A 22,085-nucleotide genomic window follows, 5' to 3' on the forward strand; every position below is an offset into this window, starting at 1 on the left:
GAGGTGGCGTGCTTGGGTCTGCACGATCGCGCTCCTACGATGAGGCCTCGTTTCCATTCATTCATCTGTCAAGACAACCCATGAATCCTCTCGTACATCGCCGCACCCTCCTGCTCGCCGCTTCCGTCCTCCCGCTTGCGAGCGCCTGCACCGCGTGGTCCGCCAAGGGAGCGCAGCAGGATGCGTTCGCGCAACTTGCCGCGCTCGAACGCGCATCGGGCGGCCGGCTCGGCGTCGTCGGCTTCAACACCGCCACCGGCGCGCGCGTGCAGCACCGCGCGGACGAGCGCTTTCCGCTCTGCAGCACCTTCAAGCTCGTGCTGGCCGCGGCGGTTCTCGGGCGCAGCGCGAAGGAGAACGGCTTTCTCGCGCGGCGCGTCAACTACACCAAGGGAGACCTGGTCACCTACTCGCCCATCACCGAGAAAAATGTCGCAACGGGCATGACGGTGGCCGAGCTGTGTGCCGCCACGGTTCAGTACAGCGACAACGGCGCAGCCAACCTGCTGATGAAGATGCTGGGTGGTCCGGCTGCGGTAACGACCTTCGCGCGTTCTGCCGGTGACGATGTCTTCAGCCTCGAGCGCTGGGAGACCGAACTCAACACCGCCATTCCCGGCGACCTGCGCGACACCACCACGCCCGCAGCCATGGCGGCCAGCGTCGAGCGGCTGGTGCTGGGCAACGCACTCGGCGCGGCGCAGCGCGAGCAACTCAAGACCTGGCTGCTGGGCAACACCACCAGCACCGAACGCTTCCTAGCCGGCGTGCCGGCGGGCTGGAAGGTGGGCGACAAGACCGGCTCGGGCTCCTACGGCACGACGAACGACGTCGGCGTGCTGTGGCCGCCGGCCGGTGCGCCGCTGGTGCTGGCGGTGTACCTGACGTTTCCGGACAAGGATGCGAAAGGGCGCAACGATGTCGTGGCATCGGCGACGCGCATTGCGGTGGGTGCGTTGGCCTGATCCGCGCAGCCGCTACAGCACGAACCACCCGACTGCCACATAGTGGCTCGCCGTCCCCGCCAGCACGAACAGGTGCCACGCGCCGTGCGCATGCCGCAGCCCGAAGCTGTTGCGATAGAACACGGTGCCGGCGGTGTACAGCACGCCGCCGATCAGCAGCCACGCGAGTCCGCCGCCTTCGAGGCGAGCCGCGAGCGGCACGGCTGCGAGCACGCCGAGCCAGCCCATGCCGATGTACAGCGCGAGCGGCGGCTTCTGCGGCGCATCGGCATCGCTGCGTTTGGGCGGTCGCAGCTCGCGCCAGATGCCGTAGAACGCAGCGCCCCAGATCGTCGCAAGCAGCAGCCAGCCCCAGAAGCCCTGCAGCGTGACGAGCGCGAAGGGCGTGTACGTGCCGGCGATCAGCAGGTAGATCGCGCAGTGATCGGCCCGCTCCCACACGCGCTTCAAGCGCCCGCGCGTGCTGTGGAACAGCGTCGAGGCCGCATACAGCGCCACGGCAGAAAGCGAGAAGACCAGCGCCCCCGCGATGCGCGCGGGGTCGCCGGTCGGCACGGTCTTGGCCAGCAGCAGCGCGGCCGCGGGCAGTGCGAGCACCAGGCCCAGCAGGTGGCTGTATCCGTTGAGTCGTTCGCCGGGATACATGCGTGCCGCCTGCTGTTCGCCTGGGTTCCCGGCCTCAGCGGCCGGTTTCCTTCAGGTAGGCCTGGCGTGCCGCGAAGGCGGTGTTCGCGAAGTCCGAGAACACGCCGTCGTTGCCACCGCCGCCGCAGGCTGCAATGGCGAGGCTGCCGCCGAGGGCCACGAGGGCCGCGCGCAGCGGACGGGGAGCGGGCGCAGGAACGTTCTTTGTCATATTGGTTTTCGAGTGTTTTTGAAGAGACGAAAGCCCGCGGATGCTAGGTTTAGCCCGTGACGGCACGGTGACCGCCAGAGGCCTGCGCCTCAGACGGCGTACGCGTCGATCGTGCGCCTGACCTGCGCCAGCGCGTCGCGCAGCGTGTCCAGGCCGACCGATCCCAGTGCGAGGCGGATCGCATGCGGCACCTGCGCGGAGGTCGCGAAAGGCTCGGCCGTCGACACCGAGATTCCGTCGCGCATGAGCGCCAGGGCCACCTGGTCGGCGCGCACCTCTTCCGCCAGCGGCAGCCACACGAAGTAGGACGACGGGTGGCGCACGCACCGCATGCCGGCGAAGACATCGGCGGCAATCGCCTGCCGGGCCATCGCATCGCTGCGTTTCTCCGCCTCCAGGCGTGTGACGGTGCCGTCCTCGAGCCAGCCGCAGGCGATGGCCGTCATCACGCTGGGCGTGTTCCAGGTGGTCGCGCGAATCGCACGCTCGATCGCGGGCACCCATTCAGCGGGCGCAGCGACGAAACCGACGCGCAGCCCGGTCGCGATGCTCTTGGAAATGCCCGAGACATAGACCGTCGATTCCGGTGCCAGCGCGGCGAGCGGCGCAGGGGCGTCTTCGGCGAGAAAGGCGTAGGCCGCGTCCTCGATGATGAGCAGCCCGTGCCGGCGGGCAATCGCCACCAGCTGCCGCCGCCGGCTCGCGCCCATCACCCAACCGAGCGGGTTGTGCAGCGTCGGCATCGCATAAATGGCGCGCACCCGGCGGCTCTTGCACAGCCGCTCCAGGGCGTCGAGATCGGGGCCGTGGCCGGCTGCGGGAATCGGCGCGAGCTCCAGTCGGTGCGCTTCGGCCAGCACCTTGAAGCCCGGATAGGTGAGCGCGTCGGTCGCGACCACGTCGCCCGGCTGCAGCAACGCCATGACGGTGGTTGCAAGGCCGTGCTGGGCGCCGCTCACGAGCATCACCTGCTCCGCATTCACAGTGAGGCCGCGCGATGCGAGATGCCCGGCCACGATCGCGCGTTCATGCGGGCGCCCGCCGTGGGGCTGGTAGCGCAGCAGCGCTTCGAGGTCACCCGAGGCGGCGAGCTGGCGCAGGCCCGCGCGCAGCATTTCGGCCTGGCCCGGCAGCGATGGGTAATTGAAGTTCAGGTCGACCATGCCCGAGGCCGTGGCGTGCTGGTCGATGCCCAGGCCCCGGGGCAAGAGGCTCTCCCGCACGAAGGTGCCGCGGCCGGTCTCGCCGCTCACGAGGCCCATCGCCTGCAGCTCCGCGTAGACGCGGCTCGCGGTGACGAGCGCCAGGCCCTTCTGCGCCGCGAGTTTGCGAACGGTCGGCAGGCGCGTGCCCGGTGGCAGGCTTCCGTCGCGAATCTGCGCCGCGAGCGCATCGACCAACTGCTTGTAGCGGGCTTGAGGCATGCGGCAATGTATCCATGACAATTTTTTGATTGTATTGACCGACCTGCCTACGATGCGGTTCATGCACATCGCCATCCTCACCTTCGAAGGCTTCAACGAGCTCGATTCGCTCATCGCGCTCGGCATCCTCAACCGCATCAAGACGCCGGGCTGGCGCGTGTCGATCGCGAGCCCGACTGCGCGCGTGCGTTCGATGAACGGCGTGGTGCTCGAGGCGCAGGCGTCGCTTCGCGAGGCCAGCGAGGCCGATGCGGTCATCGTCGGCAGCGGCATGCAAACGCGCGAGGTCGTCGCCGATGCGGGCTTGATGGCGCAGCTGCAGCTCGATCCGTCGCGGCAACTGCTGGGTGCGCAGTGCTCCGGCGCGCTGGTGCTGGCGAAGCTCGGTCTGCTCGATGGCGTTCCGGCCTGCACGGACCTGACGACCAAGCCCTGGGTCCAGGCCGCCGGCGTTGCCGTGCTGAACCAGGCCTTCGTCGCCAACGGCAACGTCGCAACGGCGGGCGGTTGCCTCGCGTCGCAGTACCTCGCGGCCTGGGTCATCGCCCGGCTGGTGAGCGTCGAAGAAGCCCGCAGCGCGATGCACTACGTCGCGCCCGTCGGAGAAAAGGAAGACTACGTCGAGCGCGCGATGCGCAACATCACGCCATTCCTGGAGACTGCCCCCGCTGCCTAGCGCGGCACCTTGCCGACCGTGTTCGGCGCGCGCAGGAAGTCGAAGTCCACGCCCTTGTCCGCCTGCGTCACCGTCTGCAGGAAGAGCTTCTTGTAGCCGCGGTCGGCCGTCGGCTCGACCACCACCGTTTCCTTCGCGCGGCGCGCGAGTTCTTCATCGGACACCAGCAGCGAGATCTCGCGCTTTGCCACGCTGAGCCGGATGCGGTCGCCGCTCCGCACATAGGCCAGCGGCCCGCCGATGGCCGATTCGGGCGTGACGTGCAGCACGATGGTGCCGAAGGCCGTGCCGCTCATGCGGCCATCGGAGATGCGCACGATGTCCTTCACGCCGGTCCGCGCGAGCTTGCGCGGAATCGGGATGTAGCCGGCCTCGGGCATGCCTGGCGCGCCCTTGGGGCCGATGTTCTTGAGCACGAGGATGTCGTCGGCTGTCACATCGAGCTCGTCGCTGTCGATGCGCGTCACGAGGTCCTCGGCGTTCTCGAACACCACCGCGCGGCCTTCGTGTTCCATGAGCTTCGCGTCGGCCGCCGACTGCTTGATGATCGCGCCGCCCGGTGCGAGGTTGCCCCACAGCACCGCGATGCCGCCCTGCGGATAGATCGGCTGGCTCGCGGGCCGCACCACGTCCTGCTTGAAACCCGGGCCGGCGCGTTCGATCTCTTCGCCGAGCGTGCGGCCCGTGACCGTGAGCGCGTCCAGATGCAGCAGCGGCTTGAGCTCGCGCAGCAGCGTGGCCATGCCGCCCGCGGCGTGGAAGTCTTCCATGTAGTGCTGGCCCGAGGGCTTCAGGTCGAGCAGCACCGGCGTCTCGCGGCCCATGCGGTTGAGCGCGTGCAGGTCGATGTCCAGGCCCATGCGCCCCGCGATGGCCGCGAGGTGCACGATGCCGTTGGTCGATCCGCCGATGGCCAGCAGCACGCGCATCGCGTTCTCGAATGCGGCGGGCGTCAGCACCTTGTCGATGGTGAGCTGGTCGCGCGCCATCTGCACCGCCTGCGCGCCGGTCTGCTCGGCGATGCGGATGCGGTCTGCGGTCACGGCCGGCGGCGATGCGCCGCCCGGCATCGTCATGCCCAGCGCCTCGGCGATGCAGGCCATGGTGCTGGCCGTGCCCATGACCGAGCAGGTGCCCACGCTGGCCACGAGCTAGTTGTTGACGTCGGCGGTTTCCTCGATGTCGATCTCGCCCGCGCGGTACTTGCCCCAGTAGCGGCGGCAGTCGGTGCAGGCGCCCACGCGTTCTCCGCGATGGCTGCCGGTGAGCATCGAGCCGGTGATGAGCTGGATCGACGGCAGCCCCGCGGACGCCGCACCCATCAGCTGCGCGGGCACGGTCTTGTCGCAGCCGCCGATGAGCACCACGGCATCCATGGGCTGCGCGCGCACCATTTCCTCGGTGTCCATCGACATCAGGTTGCGCAGGTACATGCTGGTCGGCGCGGCGAAGCTCTCGTGCACCGAGATCGTTGGAAAGTCCATCGGCAGCCCGCCCGCGAGCATCACGCCGCGCTTGACCGCCTCGATGAGCTGCGGCGCATTGCCGTGGCACGGGTTGTAGGCGCTGCCGGTGTTGGCGATGCCGACGACGGGGCGGTCGAGCGCCGCGTCGGTAAAGCCTGCGCCCTTGATGAAGGCCTTGCGCAAGAAGAGCGAGAAGCCGCGGTCGCCGTAGCTGGTCAGGCCCTTGCGCATGCCTGCGTTGTTGTCGGGAGCGTTGTCGTCGGGTTCGAACGGGGAGTCGGACATGGCGGGTTTTCTCGAGTTGCAGGTGCGGGACCGGATGACGGCAGTTCTTAATCAGGAGGCGATTCGGCCAGCGCAGCCTCGTACACCGCCAGATCGGCCGGCGAGAAGCAGCAGAAGATGGCTTCTCTCAGCGACGGCATGCCCTCGGCCGCTTGGCGCACGGTGTCGACCGCGATGCGGGCCGCGAGATCGATGGGATAGCCGTAGATGCCGGTGCTGATGCTCGGAAACGCGATCGTCTGCATGCCGCGTTCGTGCGCGATCGCCATCGAACGGCGATAGCAGGACGCGAGCAGTTCGGGCTCGCCCGAAGTGCCGCCGCGCCACACCGGACCGACCGTGTGAATGATGTAGCTGGCCGGCAGGCGATAGCCCTGGGTCAGCTTGGCGTCGCCCGTCTTGCAGCCGCTCAGCAGGCGGCATTCGTGCACGAGGTCCGGTCCCGCGGCGCGGTGGATCGCGCCATCGACGCCGCCGCCGCCGAGCAGCGACGAGTTCGCCGCATTGACGACGGCGTCGACCTGCAGCGTGGTGATGTCGGCGCGCAGGGCGCGCAATGCAGCTGGCATGGCTCGACTTCTGAATACGGGTGGGGACACCATCGTATGCCCGCAGTCGGGCAAACCCCGGTTACCACCTTTGTTTCAAATCCTTACGATCCGTGCGCCGGACTCGTTCCGGCGGCCGACCGGTGCTCTGGCGCGCAATTTGCACTGTGTTGACCTTCTCAAACCGAGGGAGAGTTCATGAAAAGCTTCTTGCCGTGGCGCCGGGCGGGCGTCCTGCTGATGGCACTGGGTGGCGTCGCCGCGAGCGCGGTCGCCCAGGCGCAGGTGCTGCAAATGAAATGGGGCCATGTCTTCGAGCCCGGCAGCATCTTTCACCAGCAGGCGGAGCTGGCGGCACGCAAGATCGGCGAGCAGTCCGAGGGCAAGATCAAGATCGAGGTGGTGCCGTCGTCCAAGCTGGGGCAGGAGGGCGACTTCGCCCTGATGCTCGCCAACGATTCCATGCAGATCGCCTACGTCGGGCAGGCCACGCTGGCCGATGTGTATCCGCCGCTGCGCCTCGGGAGTTACCCCTTCGCCTTCAAGGACCTCGCCCACATGCGCAAGTACCTCGCGAGCCCGCTGCTCGCGGAGCTGATGAAGGGCTACGACGAGAAGAGCGGCAACCACATGGTCGCCCCGGTGTACTACGGCGCGCGGCAGGTGACGTCGAGCAAGCCGTTGCAGAAGCCCGAGGACTTTCGCGACCTTCGCCTGTACGTGCCCGACGCCTCGGCCTACCAGCTCTTCGCCACCGCGCTCGATGCCAAGCCCATCACGCTGCCCTTCATGAGCCTCTACGGCTCGCTGAAGAAGGGCGAGGTCGAAGCGCAGGAGAACCCGCTCGGCACGGTGAAGGACAAACGCCTCTACGAGGTGCAGAAATACGTGCAGTTGACCGGGCACATCTACGACACGCTGGGCATCGTCATCGGCAAGGCCGCGTGGGCGAAGCTCACGCCGGCGCAGCAGGCGATGGTCGAGAAGACGTTGATGGAAACCGCCAAGTGGACCAACGTCGGCGTGATCGCCGGCGAGCTCGAAGACGAGCAGTTCCTGCGCGGCAAGGGCATGACGGTCTCGCCGGTCAACCGGCAGGCGTTCCTCGAGCGCATCGCCAGGCGCGCCACGCCCGAGCAGTTCGGCGCGCGGCCAGGCGATTACGCGAAGCTGCAAGCGCTCGGCGGCATCGGCGCGAACTGATCGGCCATCAGAGCCGGCGCAGAACGCCAAGGGTGTGCGGCACGACCGGCAAGCGGCTGCGCCGGCTGCCGCCGATGCTCGACGACCTGCTGGAGAGGTGACCCCCTCAGGGAAGGTCTGAACGGGTTACCAACCATGCGGGGCCGAGCCCGCCCAGGTCACGGGTCAAGGCGCCACGTGGGTGTGAAAGATCTTGCTGACCACCGTCCATTTGCCTTCGACTTTCAGAAGGTGAAAGAAGTCGGTAAAGCAAAAGCCCGAGACGTCGTTGGTGTCGATGCGCGCGCTTGCAGCGGTGCCGACGATGTCGACCCTGACGATGGCACCTTGGGCTTCGGGCGACGGGCGAAATCCGCTGTCGATGCCGTCGAACAAGGCTTGGATCGCGCCGCCGGCCAGCTTGCCGTCGCCATCGACGCTGAACATCGTCGCCTTGTCACTGAAGGCCGGCTTCATGATGCTGCTCTTGGCCTGCTTGCAGCCTTCGTTGTACTTGTTCAGCACTTCGACAATGGATTGGTATTCCGGTACGTAGGTGGGTTTGCTCATGGGGTCACTTCCGGTCGTTGAAAGGAGTTTTTGGAAAGCTGAAAAAAGCCGGGATGGATGGATGAATCGCCTGGCGCACGAAGCGAGCGGTGCTGCTCACTACCGCACTTCGTACGCTTCCATCGGCTTGTCGGTCGGATTCGCCCAGGCTGCTTTGGTTATTTCCGTCGCAGGCAATCCGACGATGGCGTTCTGAGGCGGGATCGGCTTCATGAACCATTTGTCGTAGATGCGTGCGACCTCGCCGCTTCTCGCCATAGCCTCGATGCTTTGATCGACGGCTTTCTTGAAAGCGCTATCGCCCTTGGGCAACATGATTGCAATGGGCTCGGTGCTCAGGATCTGGTCGAGCAACCTGTATTGAGCGGGTTCCTTGCTCTTGGATATCAGCGTCGCGAGGATCTGCCCATCCGCGACAAACGCGTCGGCCCGGCCGGTCTCCAACAACAGAAATCCTTCACTGTTGTCCTTGGCCATCAACTCGGTCGCGTCGCTCTTGAGCTTTCGCAGCAACTGGACCGATGTGCTTCCGGACGTGGCGGCGGCTGTCTTGCCGGCAAGCTGGGTCGTCGACTTGATGGGCGAGTTGGCTTTGACTGCGATGCGAACCCCCTCGACATAGAGCGTAGGCGCGAAGGCAACTTCTTTTTGCCGTGCGGCGTTGTTGGTCGTCGTGCCGCATTCGATATCGACTGTTCCGTTCTGGACAAGCGGTATGCGGTTCTGCGGAGTCACCAACTGGTATCGCACTTCCAGCTTGTCGAGCTGCGCCGACTTCTTGATGTCGGCAATGACGCGTTCGCAGATTTCGACATGGAAGCCGGTGTATTTGCCGGGACCCGTGGTGAACGAAATCGCGCCGGAACCATCGCGCACACCCATCGTGATCACACCGGTGTCCTTGAGCTTCTTCAAGGTATCCGCCTCGGCGGCAGCCGAGGCGCAGAACACTACCAAGGCACTGGCTACCGCCGCGTTGAGCAGGCTTTGAGTCTTCATGAGCATCCTCATTTCGCAAAGAGCGAGCTCAGGTCCGCGAAAGACTTCATCTCGATGGCATTGCCCGAGGGGTCCAGGAAAAACATCGTGGCCTGCTCTCCAGGCTCGCCCTTGAACCGGATGTAGGGCTCGATCACGAATGCGGTCTTTTGCGCGACCAACTTGTCAGCCATGGCCTGCCATTTGTCCATGGGCACGATTGCGCCGAAATGACGAACGGGCACCTGATGGCCGTCGACGGCACTGCTGCTTTTGTGGCCGCACTCGTCGGGCGCCAGATGCGCAACGATCTGGTGGCCATAGAAATCGAAATCGACCCACTCCGGAGCGCTTCGGCCTTCGGGACACTCCAGCAGGTCGCCGTAAAAGGCTCTGGCCTCGGCAATGTCCCGCACCGGGAAAGCGAGATGGAATGGAATGCGTTGCGCTGCTTCGATCATGGTGCGTCGTGGAATTTGAAGTTGGAATGACGCAACTTTAAGAACGAAGATGCATAACCGAAAGCGATATATATCTTCGCTGAGCCCCACTATTCGTGATGTTTTTTTGCAGCGGTGCGTGCGTAGGAGCCGGCCAACGCCGGCTGCAAGCGAAGCCCGGCGTCAGGCTTCGAAGGCGGGGAGCAGGGCGCGCGACAGGTCGGCAACCAGCGCTTCGCGCTGCGGCGATGGGCGCCAGAAGCTGCGCGTCGCAACGCCGGTCGATTCCCACTCCGGGTGGTTGCGCGCGGGTTGCGCGCCGCGCACCGCGGCGGCCGCGGCGCGCGTGGGCGCATCGCCATCCTCCGGCGTCTCCGCGCTGATGCGCTGCGTCGCCGCATGGCCGCGTTGCTCCAGCGCCTGCGTGAGCTTGAGCTGCCAGGCAACCAGCGTGAAGAGCACGCCGTCTTCCACGGTGACCTCGTGCACGTCGCGCAGCTTGTTGGCGAGCTTGCGGCCGAGCGGTCCCCAGCCTTGCGACACCGCGCCGCCGATGGCGCCGCCCAATGCCGCGCCCGCGCCGAGCGAGAGGCCCGCCACGGCGAGGTCGGCCACCACGCCCACGGCAGCGCCGATGACGGCGCCCTTGCCGAGGCGCAGGCCCGCATCTTTCATCGCTTCGGGGCTGAAGAAGTCGAGCGTCCAGCGGCCTTCGATCGCCTGCAGCGGCGCCTCGTCGGCATCGCCCTGGCGAAAACCATAGAGCGCGAGCAGGTCGTCGGTGCAGCGCTGGGCCTTGTCGAACACGGTCTTGCGAAGGGCCGCGACGAGCGCTTCGCGCCGCGCCGTGTCGGCGAATTCGGTGGCCGACACGGTGCGGCGAGTTGCGGCCGCATCGACCAGCAACCCGGCGATGCGCGTGCAGGCGGAGCGGCGGCGCTCGGCAGCTTCGGTGTCGAGGAAATCGGCCACGCCGCGCAACTGGTCGCGGCGGTCGCGCAGCAGCGTGGCTAGGTCGTTGTAGAGGTCGCGCTCGGCACCGACAAAAGGCGCGGCGGCATCGAAGCGCACCTGCACATGCAGGCCGTAGGCCGACAGCAGCTCTTTCCAGGCGGGTTCGCGGCTGGCCGCATCGCGCACGAAGTTCAGCACCGGCAGCACGGGGCGGGCGCAGGAGTTGAGCAGTTCGATCTCGTCGCGGAATTTCGGCAGCACCGGCTCGCGCACGTCGATCACCAGGAAGGCCGCGTCGATGTCGAGCATGGTGCGCAGCACCTTGGCCTCCTGCTCGAACACGCCGTGGGCTTCGGGGCCTTGCAGGAACTGGCGGATGCGTTCGGGCGGCGTGGCTCCTGCGTCGAAGCCCGCAAGGTGCTCGCGCAGGGCCACCGCGTCTTCGAGGCCGGGCGTGTCGAAGAAGCGCACGGCGGCCTCTCCGTTTACCTCGAGGTCGGCCGATTCGACATGGCGCGTGGTGCCGGGGCGCTGCGACACCTCGCCGAAGCTGACGCGCCGCGTGAGCGTGCGCAGCAGCGAGGTCTTGCCCGCGTTGGTGTGGCCGACGACGGCGATGCGGATGGCTTCTTGCGTCATGGGGCGCTGAGTCCTTGCAAGGCGGTGTCGAGCCGGTCGCTGGCCGTGATGCGTTCGAGGCCGGTGTCGCGCAGCCAGTCGATCCAGCGGCCGGCTGCGCCTGCGCCGTTTGCATCGGCCAGCCAGAGCCGGCATTCGCCGCAATGCGCGAGCACTTCGCGGAGGAACCGTTCAGTGCCGCGGTCGGGGCTCGATGCGGCGTGGCACACCAGCAGCACGGCGCGCGGGCGGGCTTGTGCGAGTTGGTCGAGCAGTGTGCGGCGGGCGGGGGCGCTGCCGTCGATGCGCAGCACCTGTGCGGCATCGGCGAGCAGATCGACGGGCAGGGCGGTAGGCGGCCACGGCATGTCGGGCGGCAGTTCGAAGCCGATGACGAAGAGCGCATCCTGCAGTTCGGAAGGCGCCAGCCGGGCGGGCGCGGCGCCGCGCGTGCGTCCCGGGTCGGCATCGACGATGGCGGCCGGCGCCAGCGCGGCGAAGCGCGCGAGCAGCTTGCGGTAGTACGGCTCGCTCCAGTCGGGCTGCAGCGCCTTGCGGCGGCTGCGCCAGACAGCGGCGCTCAACAACACCAGCGCAAGGCGCGGCAGCAGACCGTAGACGACGATGCAGCCGGTCAGCCACATTGCCCAGGTGCGCTGGCCCGCGGCGCCCGGCGCGGCGGAGAGAACCGTGGCCGCATCGGGCACCGGAAAGCCCAGTTGCGAAGGCGCCCAGCCCAGCACCTGCACCGCGCGCACGAAGAAGGCCGGATCGAGGATCGTCGTCTCCCAGTTCAGCGTGTAGCTGCGGAAGGCCAGCGCGAACAGCATCGCGGCCAGCACCACCGCGAACGACAGCGACCAGATGCCATGGCTCACGAGCCCGAAGGCCCAGGGCAGCAGCCGGGCGCGGGTCAGCAGCCCCGTGGTTGCGCGCAGCAGCAGCGGTGCCTGTCCGCGCTTGCCGCCCGCCACGCGCGCGGTGAGCGACAGCCAGATCCAGCCGAGCGAGGCGGTGCCGAACGACCCCGCCGGCAGCCACAGGCCGATGAGCCAGAGCAGCAGCGTGAGCGCGTGCAGGCCCAGCAGGCTCACGAGCGCGACGATCACGTTGATGTGCCGCTCGCCGCCGCCGACCACGTTGCCCGCGAGGCCCAGCCCCGCCACGACGATCAGCGCCACGAGCCCGAGCAGCACCCAGGGTGCCCACTGGCGGGCGCGTGTCATTTCAGATGGAAGTCCGATGCGTTCGCCCAGGTGCAGCGCGCGTTCGGTGATGCGGGCGTGGCCGTCGCTTGCACGCGAGGCAGCGATGCGCAGGGCCTGCGCGTCGTCGAGCGGACCGGTCTCTTCGGTCCATCGGATCGCCTCGGTGATCACCGCATCCGGAAAGGCAGGTTCGCGCAACGCGGTGTTGGTCAACAGGGGCCCTTTGCTGGTCGTGCCCTGCGGAGTGCCGGGGCGCGGGAATTATGCCCGCCGCCCTGTGAGCGCCCATGAGAAACGGGGCCGCATGCGGCCCCGTTCTCCACGGGTTGTCAGGTCGAAAAAGCGCGGCGCGTTCTCAGCGCAAGCCGAAGAACGACAGCACGGCAACAACGACCACGACCAGACCGACGATGTAGATGATGGAATTCACGCGAGGGCTCCTCGTTGATTGGGATGAATCAAGGATGGGACTTCGGCGCGATGGGTGATGTCGGCGAGGGGCGGCCTGTCCTGTAGGACTCGCAAAGCGCGCCGCTGACGACAAATCCCCGCTTTGCGCGGCTTTGTCAGCGCGTGCGGGCAGATGTGACCATTGTTTGCAATGCGCCGTCCGCATCCACGCAAGACTCTGGCCCTTCCAGAAAGGCCCAGCCATGCGACCTGCCGAGCAGTCTTCTCCCTTCACCGGCTCCCATCCCGCACACCCCGGGGCCCGCTCCCTCCGGCCGGCCGATGCCCCGGCGGCGCATCCCAATGCGCAATTGCTCCCCACGCTGTTCGACCGCCTGCGCGACGAGGCCCCGAGCCGCACCAGCGAGCTGCCCTCCGAGTACGCCGTCACGCCCGCGCAGATGCGCGACATCGTGCAGCGCGACCTGGCCTACCTGCTCAACACCACCAACGCCGAAGACCTGATCGACCGCTCGCGGCATGCCGAAGCGGCGTCCTCAACCATCAACTTCGGTGTGCCGCCGCTGGCGGGCAGCTACCTGTCGGAGCGCCGGTGGGCGGACATCGAACGCATCATCCGCCGCGCCATCCAGGACTACGAGCCGCGCCTGATTCCCGAGACGGTGACGGTCGTGCCGCTGATGAAGGAGGGCGGCGCGGCGGGTGAATACAACGTGCTGCTGTTCGAGATTCGGGCGCTGATTCACCTTCGGCCATATCCGCTGGCCTTCACCGTGCAGAGCGCGGTCGATCTGGAGACCAACCGCATGCGCGTGATCTCTTCGGCGCGGTGAGCCTTCATCACCACAGCACACCGCACAACCACCAACAATTTCATTCAGGGAGAACACATCGACATGGACCCGCAACTGCTCGACTACTACAACAAGGAACTGGTCTACATGCGCGAGGCCGCTAGCGAGTTCGCTGCCTCGCACCCCAAGATCGCGAAGCGCCTGGGCATGCACGGCATCGAGGTGGCCGACCCGTATGTGGAGCGGCTGATCGAGTCGTTCAGTTTTCTCTCGGCGCGCATGCAGATCAAGCTGGACGCGGAGTTCCCGCGCTTCACGCAGCGGCTGCTCGAAGTGCTGTACCCCAACTACCTGAGTCCCACGCCGTCGATGGCGGTGGCGCAATTGCACCCCAGCGTGAAGGAGGGCGACTTCACGCGCGGCTTCGTGGTGCCGCGCGGCACGGCCTTCCATGCGCGCGTGCCGGCGGGCGAGGAAACGCCGTGCGAGTTCCGCTCCAGCCAGGACGTGACGCTGTGGCCCATCGAGATCGTCGATGCCAAGCTCACCGGCGCGCCGCCCGACATCCCCGCGCTGGAGCGCTACCTGCCGCCGCACGTGCAGGTGACGGGCGCGCTGCGTTTGCGCTTGCGCACGGTGGGCGAGATGGGCTTCGGCGCGCTGGTCGGGCTCGACCGGCTGCCGATCTACCTGCGTGGCAACGAGCATGTGGCTTCGCATCTGTTCGAGCTGCTGCACACCTCGGCGGTCGCCACCTTCGTCGGCGAACCGGGCAAGCTGATGGAGCGGCCGCATGTGGTGACCGACGGGGCGCTGGTGCACGAAGGACTCGCGCCGGGGCAGGGGCTGCTGCCGCTGGCGTGGAACACCTTTCACGGCCACAACCTGCTGCACGAATACTTCGCGTGCCCCGAGCGCTTCTATTTCTTCACGCTGACCCAGCTGGCGCCGGGGCTTGCGCGGGCGCAGGGCAAGGAGATCGAGATCCTCGTCCTGTTGAGCAAGCCGCCGAGGTCGCTGGGTGCCCTGGTCGACGCCGGGCAGTTCGCGCTCTTCAGCACGCCGGTCGTCAACCTCTTCGAGCGGCGCACCGACCGCGTCGAACTCAATGCGGCGCAGCCTGAGTTCCACCTGGTGCCCGACCGCTCGCGGCCGCTCGATTTCGAGGTCTATTCGGTCCAGCGCATCGCGGGCCAGCAGGCGCAGACCACGGCCGAGCTGGAGTTCCGCCCGCTCTACCAGACGCTCAATGAAGACGAAGGCAACCACGGCCGCTACTTCTCGGTGCGCCGCGAGCAGCGGCTCGCCTCCGACACATCGCGCAAGTACGGGACGCGCACGCCGTACATCGGCACCGAGGTGTTTCTTTCGCTGGTCGACCAGCACGAGGCGCCGTATCCGGAGAGCTTGCGCTACCTGTCGGTGAAGGCGATGCTCACGAACCGCGACCTGCCGTGCCTGGTGCCGCGCAACGGTCATTCGGATCTCGCGGTGTCCGATTCGATCCCGGTGTCTGCGGTGGGCCTGATCCGCCCGCCGAGCATTCCGAAGTCGCCCTTCGCGCAGCGCGAAATCGCGTGGCGGCTGATTCGCCAACTCGGCTTCAACCACCTGCCGCTGGCCGACATGCCGCACCGCGAAGGCGCGCAGGCTTTGCGCGACATGCTGCGGCTGTTCGTGTCGGCCGACAGCGACGTGCTTCGCCGGCAGATCGACAGCCTCGTGGGCTCGCGCATCGAGCCGGTGACGCGGCGCCTGCCGGGCTCGGGGCCGTTGATCTACGGGCGCGGCGTGCAGTGCACCTTGAGCGTGGACGAAGAAGGCTTCTCGGGCACGAGCCCATATCTGCTGGGGCTGGTGCTGGAGCACTACCTCGCGCGGCACGTGAGCATCAACGTGTTCACGCAGACGACGCTCGAATCGATGCAGCGCGGCACGGTGGCCAAGTGGCCCGTGCGCATGGGCGGGCGTGGGATCGTCTGATACCGGTGCGTTCGAAAAGATAAAACCGTTCACGCTGAGCTTGTCGAAGCGCTGCGCAAGGCTTCGACAAGCTCAGCCCGAACGGTTTTTGTGGATCGATGGTCCGTTCGAGTGAGGACTGGTCAGCGTTTCTTGACAGGCCCCAGCGCCTGCTCGACCAGCCAGCGCATGGCGGCGCGGACTTCCTTGGCGTCGGCGCCCGCATCGATCTCCAGCGCCGCGCGGTCGAAGGCGGCCGACAGCAACTGCGACAGCGCATCGACCGAGACCTCGCGGCGTCCCATGCCGGCGCGTTTCAGGCCTTCGCGCAGCGACTGCGCCGCGTTGGCATCGTCTATCGCCATGGCTTCGGCCATGCCCAGCACCGCAGGGCCATCGACCAGCAAGAGCCGCGTGCGGCCCGGCACGGTCATGGCGTCCAGGTAAGCCTCGCTGCCCTGGAGCAGCGCCTCGCGCGGCCCCAGTTGCTCGGGGGCGGCGGCTTCGATGTCGGCCGCGACCGCCATCGCCTCGCGCGCCAGCACCTGCCGGAACAGGTCGCGCTTGTCCGCGAAGTGGTGGTACAGCGCGCCGCGCGTGATGCCCGCGGCCGATGCGATTTCAGGGGTGGAGGTGTCGCCGTAGCCCTTGCTGACGAAGAGCGCGCGGGCGGCTTCGATCAGTGCGAGCTGGGTGCTTTCGGTGCGTTCGCGGTTGGTAGCCATGGCGGGTAATTTACATGCAGGCTGTCTGTAGGTTAGTATTTAACGTACGTACAGTCTGTATGTTTTATGAAAGGACCTGTCCCATGCTTCCCATGAAAGTCACGAGCTACTACCCCGTCGTCATGACCGGGGACGTGGCCGGCACCGCCGCCTTCTACCAATCGCACTTCGGTTTCGTGCCGCTCTTCACCAGCGACTGGTATGTGCACCTGCAGCTTGAAGGCGAGCCTTCGGTGAACCTGGCCGTGCTCGACGGCCGCCACGAGACCATTCCCGAGCCCGCACGCGGCCAGGTGGTGGGCGGGCTGCTGCTGAACTTCGAGGTGGACGACCCCGACGCCGTGCACGACCGGCTGAAGGCGGTAGGCCTGCCGATCCTCCTGCCGCTGCGCGACGAGGCCTTCGGCCAGCGCCACTTCATCACACGCGACCCGAACGGGGTGCTGATCGACATCATCAAGCCGATCCCGCCGAGCGGGGAGTTCGCGGCGCAGTACGAGGCGGGCGCCTTGCCTGGCTGATCGACCTGACTTCCGTCAGGCCCCCAGGGCCTCGTCTTCCAGGCTGTCGCCCAGGAAGCCGCCGCTCTGGTGCGCCCACAAGCGCGCATAGAGGCCACCCTGCGCCATCAGCGTGCGGTGGTCGCCTTCTTCCACCACGCGGCCTTCGTCCAGCACGATCAGCCGGTCCATCGCCGCGATGGTCGAGAGCCGGTGCGCAATGGCGATCACGGTCTTGCCTTCCATCAGCGTGTAGAGGCTTTGCTGGATGGCTGCTTCCACTTCGGAGTCGAGCGCGCTGGTCGCCTCGTCGAGCAAGAGGATCGGCGCGTCCTTCAGCATCACGCGCGCAATCGCCACGCGTTGCCGCTGGCCGCCCGAGAGCTTCACGCCGCGCTCGCCCACGTGTGCCTCGTAGCCGCGCCGGCCGCTCGCATCGCCCAGCGTCTGGATGAAGTCGTGCGCCTCGGCGCGTTTGGCCGCTGCCTCGATCTGCGCATGCGCCGCATCGGGCCGGCCGTAGGCGATGTTGTCGGCCACCGAGCGGTGCATGAGCGAGGTGTCCTGCGTGACCATGCCGATGTGGCTGCGCAGCGAGTCCTGCGTGACGTGCGCGATGTCCTGCCCGTCGATGAGGATGCGGCCGCTCTCCAGGTCGTGAAAGCGCAGCAGCAGGTTCACCAGCGTCGACTTGCCGGCACCCGAACGGCCGACCAGGCCGATCTTCTCGCCGGGTTTCACCGTGAGGTTGAGGCTGTCGATGACGCGGCGGCCCGCATCGGCGTAGCGGAAGCTCGCGTTCTCGAAGCGCACTTCGCCGCGCGGCACGTCGAGTACCGAGGCGTCTGCCGCATCCAGCACGGTGCGCGGGCGCGACAGCGTCTTCATGCCGTCCTGCACCGTGCCGATGTTCTCGAACAGGCTGGTCATCTCCCACATGATCCAGTGCGACATGCCCTGCAGCCGCAGCGCCATCGCGGTGGCCGCAGCCACCGCGCCCACGCCCACCGTGCCGTGCGACCAGAGCCACAGGGCAGTGCCCGCCATGCCGGCGGTGAGGCCCATGCTCAGCGTGTGGTTGACGATTTCGAAGGCGCTCACCAGGCGCATCTGGCCGTAGCCGGTCTTCATGAATTCGCGCATCGCATCGCGCGCAAAGCCCGCCTCGCGCTGCGTGTACGAGAAGAGCTTGACGGTCGCGATGTTGGTGTAGGCGTCGGTCACGCGGCCGGTCATGAGCGCGCGTGCATCGGCCTGCGCCTTGCCGACTTTGCCCAGGCGCGGCACGAAGTACGCGAGCGCGCCGATGTAGAGCGCGAGCCAGATGACGAAGGGCCACACCAGCTGCGCATCGAGCACGCCCACCAGGATGATCATGGTCGCGACATACACGCCCATGGCCACCAGCACGTCGGCCAGCACGAAGATGGTGTCGCGCACCGCGAGCGCGGTCTGCATCACCTTGGCCGTGATGCGGCCCGCGAACTCGTCCTGGTAGAAGGCCATGCTCTGGCCCAGCATCAGCCGGTGGAAGTTCCAGCGCAGGCGCATCGGCAGGTTCACCGCCAGCGTCTGGTGCTTCACGATGGTCTGCAGCGCGACCACCAAGATGCTGACCACCAGCACCGCGGCCATCCACATCAGCGCATCGCCGCGCTCGGTCCACAGCCGCGAGGGCACCTGGCCGCCGAGCCAGTCGACCACGCGCCCGAGGATGGCGAACAGCGCCGCCTCGAAGATCGACATGACGGCCGTGAGCACCGCCATCGCGGCGATCTTGCCGCGCACGCCGTGCGTGCAGGCCCACAGGAAGGCGAAGAAGCCTTGCGGCGGCAATGGCGGTTCGGCGGCGGGGTAGGGGTGGAGGAGTTTTTCGAAGAAGCGGAACAAGGACACGATCTCCCAGAGAGCCGTGGACTTTAGCCGCGCCGGCATGACCTTGCCCTGAAAAGGTGCGTTGGCTATTTCTTGCGCGGTTTCGCGGCGGCCTGTGGCGTTGCCTTTGGTTCCAGCGCGCCGAGCCGCTCGCCCAGGAAGTCGATGAAAGTACGCAGCTTGGGCGCCATGTACTGCCGGCTGGTGTACACGGCGAAGAGCGTGACGGGCTGGGCTTCGTAGTCCGGCAGCAGCCGCACGAGGCGGCCCTCGGCGAGGTCGTCGTCGATGAGCCACAGCGGCATGAACGCGATGCCCATGCCCGCATGCACCGCGTGCAGCGTGAGGGTGGTGTCGTCCGAGCGCATCGCGGGTGTGAGGCGCAGCGGCAGCATCCGCCCGCCCGGCCCCTTGAGCGCGAGGTTGTCCAGGTTCACGTAGCTCGGCACGATCGCGCCGAGCCGCGACAGGTCGGCGGGCAGCGCGGGGCAGCCGCCCATGCGCTTCAGGTAATCGGGCGTGCCCGCCAGGTGAAAAGGCACACGGCACAGCGGCCGCGCGATCAACGCGGGCGAGGGCTCCTGCGTGGCGCGCAACGCGAGGTCGTAGCCGTCGGCCGCGAGGTCGACCTTGCGGTTCTCCAGGTGCATGTCGACCAGCACTTCCGGAAAGCGCTCGCGGTAGTCGGCGAGCACGCGCGCGAAACGCGGCGTGGCACACCACACCGGCGCGCTCACCTTGAGCTGGCCGCGCGGCGCCTCGCTCGTCTGGCCGATGGCGGCTTCGGCGGCATCGAGCAGGTCGAGCGCGCGGCGACTCTGCTCGTACCAGGCGGTGCCGGCTTCGGTCAGGCTCAGGTGGCGGCTGGAGCGGTGCAGGAGCCGCGCGCCGAGCGACTTCTCGAGCTGCGCCACATGCTTGCTCGCCATGGGCGGTGACATCGCGAGCCGCCCGGCGGCGGCCGTGAAACTGCCGGCCTCGACGACCTCTCGAAACACGCGCAGGCTGGTCATGCGGTCCATCGATGGTTTCCTATGGAGAAATGATTCGATGCATCGTAGCCGGTCGATTTCTTTAAAGGAAATGTCTACAGTCGATCCAACGCTTTGAAGGAGCATCGACTTGACCCACGACAACACCACATCGCCCACCTCGCCCACCTCGCGCCTCCCGACGTACTTCATCTCCCACGGCGGCGGTCCGTGGCCCTGGATGAAGAAGGAGATGGGCGCCACCTACGACCAGCTGGCCGCCTCGCTCGCCGACATGCCGCGCCAGATCGGCCGCACGCCCAAGGCCATCCTCATGGTGTCGGCGCACTGGGAGGCCCCGGCTTTCACGGTGCAGGGCAACCCGAAGCCGCCGATGATTTACGACTACGGCGGCTTCCCGCCCCATACCTATGAAGTCCGCTACGACGCGCCCGGCTCGCCCGAGCTCGCGCAGCGCGTGCAGTCGCTCATCGCTGCGGCCGGCCTGCCGGTGCAGATCGACTCCGAGCGCGGCTACGACCACGGCATGTTCTCGCCGATGGCCGCGATCTATCCGAAGGCCGATGTGCCGGTGGTGCAGTTGTCGCTGCGCCGCGGGCTCGATCCGGCGGAGCACCTGGCGCTGGGCCGTGCGCTCGCGCCGCTGCGCGACGAGGACGTGCTGATCGTCGGCAGCGGCTTGAGCTATCACAACCTGCGCAACTTCGGCCCGCAGGCGCACGGCGTGTCGAAAGCCTTCGACGATTGGCTCGATGCGGCGGTGGTGAAGGGCGCGCCTGCCGAGCGCGCTGGGCATCTGCAGAACTGGGAGGCGGCGCCCGCCGCGCGCATGGCGCATCCGCGCGAGGAGCACCTGATTCCGCTGATGGTCGCGGTCGGCGCGGCCGAGGGCGATGCCGGCGAGCGCGTGTACCACGAGGACGCCTTCATGGGCGGGCTCGTGGTGTCGAGCTACCGCTTCGGCGCGGTCTGAGGGAACGCGAGAACTCGCGTCGCCAGGGCGAGAGGGGTTGCCGGGGAAATCAAGGCCGGGGCTCGTGGCGCACGGCTCCCTCGGCATCGACCAGCCCGACGCGGGTCTGCTTCCCCCAGGTGCCGCGGCCGGTCAGGAAGGTCCACCAGCCCCACGCGGCGCCGGTGTGCCGCAGGATCTGGAAGGTGAAGGGCTCCACCAGCGCGGCCAGGAAGGCCTGGGCCATGTGGGCTTCGCCGGGGCGGCCGACCCAGCGCCGGTACAGGTGCACCGACCACAAGTGGAAGGCCAGATCGAGCACGATCTTCGCGCCGATCACTCCCGCCACCGGCGCGAGCACGCCGAAGTCGCCGCGCACCAGGTACACCAGCAAGAGCCCGAAGGCGGCCAGCCCGTAGAGCGGCTGCAGCGTATCGACGGCTTTGACCGGCAGCATCAGCGTGCCCAGCCAGCCGTAGCGCCGGTCGCCCACCATCGCGCGGTACCAGTACTGCGTTTGCAAAAAGCCGCCGAACCAGCGGCGGCGCTGCCGCAGGAACGCCCCTGTGCTGCTTGGCGCGTCGGTGTGGGCCTGCGCGTCGCCGAGCACACGCACCGTCCATGCAAGGCCGTGCGCCTGGGCGTGGCGGTGCAGCCGGTGGATGAGTTCGTAGTCCTCGACCAGGCAGTCGGTGTCGAAGCCGCCCACCGCGCGCACCGCGTCGAGCCGGAAGCCGGCAAAGGCGCCCGAGATCAAGAGCAGCCCGTTGACCCGCATCCACGCATAGCGCGAGAGGAAGTTGCGGATGTACTCGTAGGTCTGGAACCACTGGAAGCAGCGCCCGGCCAGCGTGCGGCTGCACACGGGCGTGATGACGCCGGTGGCGGCCACCAGGTTCGGCTCGGCGGCGAATGCGCGGCGCACCGCGCCGATGGCTCCCTTGTCGAGCAGCGTGTCGCCGTCCACGGTGAGCACGGTGTCGGTGTCGATGCACAGCATGGCCGCATTGAGCGCCACCGCCTTGCCGCCATGGGGCAGGCGCAGCCAGTAGAGGCCCGGGTGCAGGGTGCTCGCCTCGCTCAGCGCGCCCGGCGCGGGCGCCGCGAGGCCGTAGCGTGCGGCGAGCAGATCGGCGGTGGCGTCGGTGGAGCCGTCGTCCGCGATCACGATGCGATCGGGCCGGTCGTCCTGCCCGAGCAGCGCGGCGAGCGTGACCGGCAGCACCGCGGCCTCGTTGTGCGAGGCGACGATCACGCCCAGCGTGGTGCGGCGCGCGTCGCCTCCGGCGGCAGCGGCATCGGCGGGCGGCCGCAGCGACCGCAGGATGGGCAAGGTCTTCCAGCCCACGAACAGCAGCAGCACGGTGTCGTACAGCACATAGGCCACGCCCACCGACCAGGCCCGCACGTTGCCGATGCGAAACGCCATCGCGAACAGCAGCGCCCAGAGCGCCAGCACGCCGCCATGGATCAGCCAGCTTCGCAGCGGCGTGGCGGGCGGGGAAAGCCGCGGCGATGCGGCCTCGAAGGCGCGTTGGAGTGAATCGTTCAAGACAAAGCCGGGAAAACTGACGAGGCCGAGCGTGGTCGGCGGCGAACCGGATACGCAAGAACCCGACCAGTGGTTTCAAGGAGGCGGGAAGGTCCAGCGCAATGCCGGGACAATCGGGCGTGCCGAAGACTGAGTGCGCCCAGCCCCGAAAA

20 protein-coding genes and 1 pseudogene are annotated in these 22,085 nt (G+C 67.6%); 7 read left to right on the top strand and 14 right to left on the bottom strand.

The features are described 5' to 3' along the window. The first annotated feature begins 80 nt into the window (after positions 1-80). Positions 81-965 (top strand): class A beta-lactamase, encoded by an 885-nt coding sequence (gene bla / locus VARPA_RS12095; protein ID WP_013540850.1) that lies wholly within the window; start codon positions 81-83, stop codon positions 963-965. A gap of 12 nt (positions 966-977) precedes the next feature. Here the strand turns inward: bla and trhA are convergent, their stop codons facing one another. The 3 genes from trhA to VARPA_RS12105 all read right to left on the bottom strand — a co-directional run bounded on the left by trhA (position 978) and on the right by VARPA_RS12105 (position 3,245). Then, positions 978-1,610, bottom strand: a complete 633-nt coding sequence (gene trhA, locus VARPA_RS12100; protein WP_013540851.1) for a PAQR family membrane homeostasis protein TrhA — start codon at positions 1,608-1,610, stop codon at positions 978-980. Between the two features lie 34 nt (positions 1,611-1,644). Then, on the bottom strand, positions 1,645-1,821 hold the full coding sequence (locus VARPA_RS31355) for a hypothetical protein (protein ID WP_013540852.1): 177 nt from the start codon (positions 1,819-1,821) through the stop codon (positions 1,645-1,647). A gap of 89 nt (positions 1,822-1,910) precedes the next feature. After that, positions 1,911-3,245: a PLP-dependent aminotransferase family protein gene (locus VARPA_RS12105; protein WP_013540853.1), complete on the bottom strand. Its 1,335-nt coding sequence runs from the start codon at positions 3,243-3,245 to the stop codon at positions 1,911-1,913. Between the two features lie 61 nt (positions 3,246-3,306). Between VARPA_RS12105 and VARPA_RS12110 the strand changes: the two genes are divergently transcribed. Next, complete coding sequence (locus tag VARPA_RS12110; protein WP_041943531.1) at positions 3,307-3,921, top strand: DJ-1/PfpI family protein; 615 nt, start codon at positions 3,307-3,309, stop codon at positions 3,919-3,921. Here the strand turns inward: VARPA_RS12110 and VARPA_RS12115 are convergent. Continuing rightward, positions 3,918-5,672 (bottom strand): annotated as a pseudogene (locus tag VARPA_RS12115) (IlvD/Edd family dehydratase). The gene VARPA_RS12110 and the pseudogene VARPA_RS12115 sit on opposite strands and share 4 nt — an antisense overlap. A gap of 47 nt (positions 5,673-5,719) precedes the next feature. Further along, positions 5,720-6,241 carry an O-acetyl-ADP-ribose deacetylase gene (locus VARPA_RS12120; RefSeq protein WP_013540855.1) on the bottom strand — a complete coding sequence of 174 codons (522 nt, stop codon included), beginning with the start codon at positions 6,239-6,241 and terminating at the stop codon, positions 5,720-5,722. A gap of 177 nt (positions 6,242-6,418) precedes the next feature. On the opposite strand from VARPA_RS12120, the gene VARPA_RS12125 reads away from it, so the two are divergent. After that, complete coding sequence (locus tag VARPA_RS12125) at positions 6,419-7,423, top strand: sialic acid TRAP transporter substrate-binding protein SiaP (protein WP_013540856.1); 1,005 nt, start codon at positions 6,419-6,421, stop codon at positions 7,421-7,423. 165 nt (positions 7,424-7,588) lie between these two features. On the opposite strand, the gene VARPA_RS12130 is transcribed toward VARPA_RS12125, so the two are convergent. The 5 genes from VARPA_RS12130 to VARPA_RS12150 form a co-directional block, all read right to left on the bottom strand. Then, a complete protein-coding gene (locus VARPA_RS12130; RefSeq protein WP_013540857.1) occupies positions 7,589-7,972 on the bottom strand; it encodes a nuclear transport factor 2 family protein in 384 nt (127 codons plus the stop codon). A gap of 99 nt (positions 7,973-8,071) precedes the next feature. Next, complete coding sequence (locus tag VARPA_RS12135; RefSeq protein WP_013540858.1) at positions 8,072-8,971, bottom strand: amino acid ABC transporter substrate-binding protein; 900 nt, start codon at positions 8,969-8,971, stop codon at positions 8,072-8,074. 8 nt (positions 8,972-8,979) lie between these two features. Beyond that, a complete protein-coding gene (locus VARPA_RS12140; protein WP_013540859.1) occupies positions 8,980-9,411 on the bottom strand; it encodes a VOC family protein in 432 nt (143 codons plus the stop codon). A 162-nt stretch (positions 9,412-9,573) separates the two neighbouring features. Next, complete coding sequence (locus VARPA_RS12145; RefSeq protein WP_013540860.1) at positions 9,574-10,983, bottom strand: GTPase/DUF3482 domain-containing protein; 1,410 nt, start codon at positions 10,981-10,983, stop codon at positions 9,574-9,576. After that, on the bottom strand, positions 10,980-12,383 hold the full coding sequence (locus VARPA_RS12150; protein ID WP_013540861.1) for a DUF2868 domain-containing protein: 1,404 nt from the start codon (positions 12,381-12,383) through the stop codon (positions 10,980-10,982). Before VARPA_RS12150 ends, VARPA_RS12145 begins: the two co-directional genes overlap by 4 nt. A gap of 440 nt (positions 12,384-12,823) precedes the next feature. Between VARPA_RS12150 and tssE the strand changes: the two genes are divergently transcribed. Beyond that, positions 12,824-13,414: a type VI secretion system baseplate subunit TssE gene (gene tssE, locus VARPA_RS12155; RefSeq protein WP_013540862.1), complete on the top strand. Its 591-nt coding sequence runs from the start codon at positions 12,824-12,826 to the stop codon at positions 13,412-13,414. A 63-nt stretch (positions 13,415-13,477) separates the two neighbouring features. Continuing rightward, positions 13,478-15,358 (top strand): type VI secretion system baseplate subunit TssF, encoded by a 1,881-nt coding sequence (gene tssF, locus VARPA_RS12160; protein ID WP_013540863.1) that lies wholly within the window; start codon positions 13,478-13,480, stop codon positions 15,356-15,358. 122 nt (positions 15,359-15,480) lie between these two features. Here the strand turns inward: tssF and VARPA_RS12165 are convergent, their stop codons facing one another. After that, positions 15,481-16,062 carry a TetR/AcrR family transcriptional regulator gene (locus tag VARPA_RS12165; protein WP_013540864.1) on the bottom strand — a complete coding sequence of 194 codons (582 nt, stop codon included), beginning with the start codon at positions 16,060-16,062 and terminating at the stop codon, positions 15,481-15,483. 92 nt (positions 16,063-16,154) lie between these two features. Between VARPA_RS12165 and VARPA_RS12170 the strand changes: the two genes are divergently transcribed. Further along, complete coding sequence (locus VARPA_RS12170; RefSeq protein ID WP_041943533.1) at positions 16,155-16,583, top strand: VOC family protein; 429 nt, start codon at positions 16,155-16,157, stop codon at positions 16,581-16,583. 15 nt (positions 16,584-16,598) lie between these two features. On the opposite strand, the gene VARPA_RS12175 is transcribed toward VARPA_RS12170, so the two are convergent. Then, the gene (locus VARPA_RS12175) at positions 16,599-18,452 is read right to left on the bottom strand and encodes an ABC transporter ATP-binding protein (protein ID WP_041943534.1); all 1,854 of its coding nucleotides are present in this window, start codon (positions 18,450-18,452) and stop codon (positions 16,599-16,601) included. A gap of 71 nt (positions 18,453-18,523) precedes the next feature. After that, positions 18,524-19,459, bottom strand: coding sequence for a LysR family transcriptional regulator (locus tag VARPA_RS12180; protein ID WP_013540867.1), 936 nt, complete (start codon positions 19,457-19,459; stop codon positions 18,524-18,526). Between the two features lie 100 nt (positions 19,460-19,559). Between VARPA_RS12180 and VARPA_RS12185 the strand changes: the two genes are divergently transcribed. Further along, a complete protein-coding gene (locus VARPA_RS12185) occupies positions 19,560-20,402 on the top strand; it encodes a DODA-type extradiol aromatic ring-opening family dioxygenase (protein ID WP_013540868.1) in 843 nt (280 codons plus the stop codon). A gap of 49 nt (positions 20,403-20,451) precedes the next feature. Here the strand turns inward: VARPA_RS12185 and VARPA_RS12190 are convergent, their stop codons facing one another. After that, entirely contained in the window at positions 20,452-21,933 is a 1,482-nt protein-coding gene (locus tag VARPA_RS12190) for a glycosyltransferase family 2 protein (RefSeq protein ID WP_013540869.1), read from the bottom strand. Between the last annotated feature and the right edge of the window lie 152 nt (positions 21,934-22,085).

It is taken from the genome of Variovorax paradoxus EPS (genome assembly GCF_000184745.1).
Taxonomy (GTDB): Bacteria; Pseudomonadota; Gammaproteobacteria; order Burkholderiales; family Burkholderiaceae_C; genus Variovorax; species Variovorax paradoxus_C.

Bases quoted from the DNA above. Each gene is read 5' to 3' on its own strand.
- VARPA_RS12110 (WP_041943531.1), top strand. From the start codon at position 3,307: ATGCACATCGCCATCCTCACCTTCGAAGGCTTCAACGAGCTCGATTCG.
- VARPA_RS12120 (WP_013540855.1), bottom strand. From the start codon at position 6,241: ATGCCAGCTGCATTGCGCGCCCTGCGCGCCGACATCACCACGCTGCAG.
- VARPA_RS12125 (WP_013540856.1), top strand. From the start codon at position 6,419: ATGAAAAGCTTCTTGCCGTGGCGCCGGGCGGGCGTCCTGCTGATGGCA.
- VARPA_RS12180 (WP_013540867.1), bottom strand. From the start codon at position 19,459: ATGGACCGCATGACCAGCCTGCGCGTGTTTCGAGAGGTCGTCGAGGCC.
- VARPA_RS12165 (WP_013540864.1), bottom strand. From the start codon at position 16,062: ATGGCTACCAACCGCGAACGCACCGAAAGCACCCAGCTCGCACTGATC.
- tssF (WP_013540863.1), top strand. From the start codon at position 13,478: ATGGACCCGCAACTGCTCGACTACTACAACAAGGAACTGGTCTACATG.
- VARPA_RS12170 (WP_041943533.1), top strand. From the start codon at position 16,155: ATGAAAGTCACGAGCTACTACCCCGTCGTCATGACCGGGGACGTGGCC.
- VARPA_RS12145 (WP_013540860.1), bottom strand. From the start codon at position 10,983: ATGACGCAAGAAGCCATCCGCATCGCCGTCGTCGGCCACACCAACGCG.
- VARPA_RS12140 (WP_013540859.1), bottom strand. From the start codon at position 9,411: ATGATCGAAGCAGCGCAACGCATTCCATTCCATCTCGCTTTCCCGGTG.
- VARPA_RS12105 (WP_013540853.1), bottom strand. From the start codon at position 3,245: ATGCCTCAAGCCCGCTACAAGCAGTTGGTCGATGCGCTCGCGGCGCAG.
- VARPA_RS12135 (WP_013540858.1), bottom strand. From the start codon at position 8,971: ATGAAGACTCAAAGCCTGCTCAACGCGGCGGTAGCCAGTGCCTTGGTA.
- VARPA_RS31355 (WP_013540852.1), bottom strand. From the start codon at position 1,821: ATGACAAAGAACGTTCCTGCGCCCGCTCCCCGTCCGCTGCGCGCGGCC.
- trhA (WP_013540851.1), bottom strand. From the start codon at position 1,610: ATGTATCCCGGCGAACGACTCAACGGATACAGCCACCTGCTGGGCCTG.
- bla (WP_013540850.1), top strand. From the start codon at position 81: ATGAATCCTCTCGTACATCGCCGCACCCTCCTGCTCGCCGCTTCCGTC.
- tssE (WP_013540862.1), top strand. From the start codon at position 12,824: ATGCGACCTGCCGAGCAGTCTTCTCCCTTCACCGGCTCCCATCCCGCA.
- VARPA_RS12130 (WP_013540857.1), bottom strand. From the start codon at position 7,972: ATGAGCAAACCCACCTACGTACCGGAATACCAATCCATTGTCGAAGTG.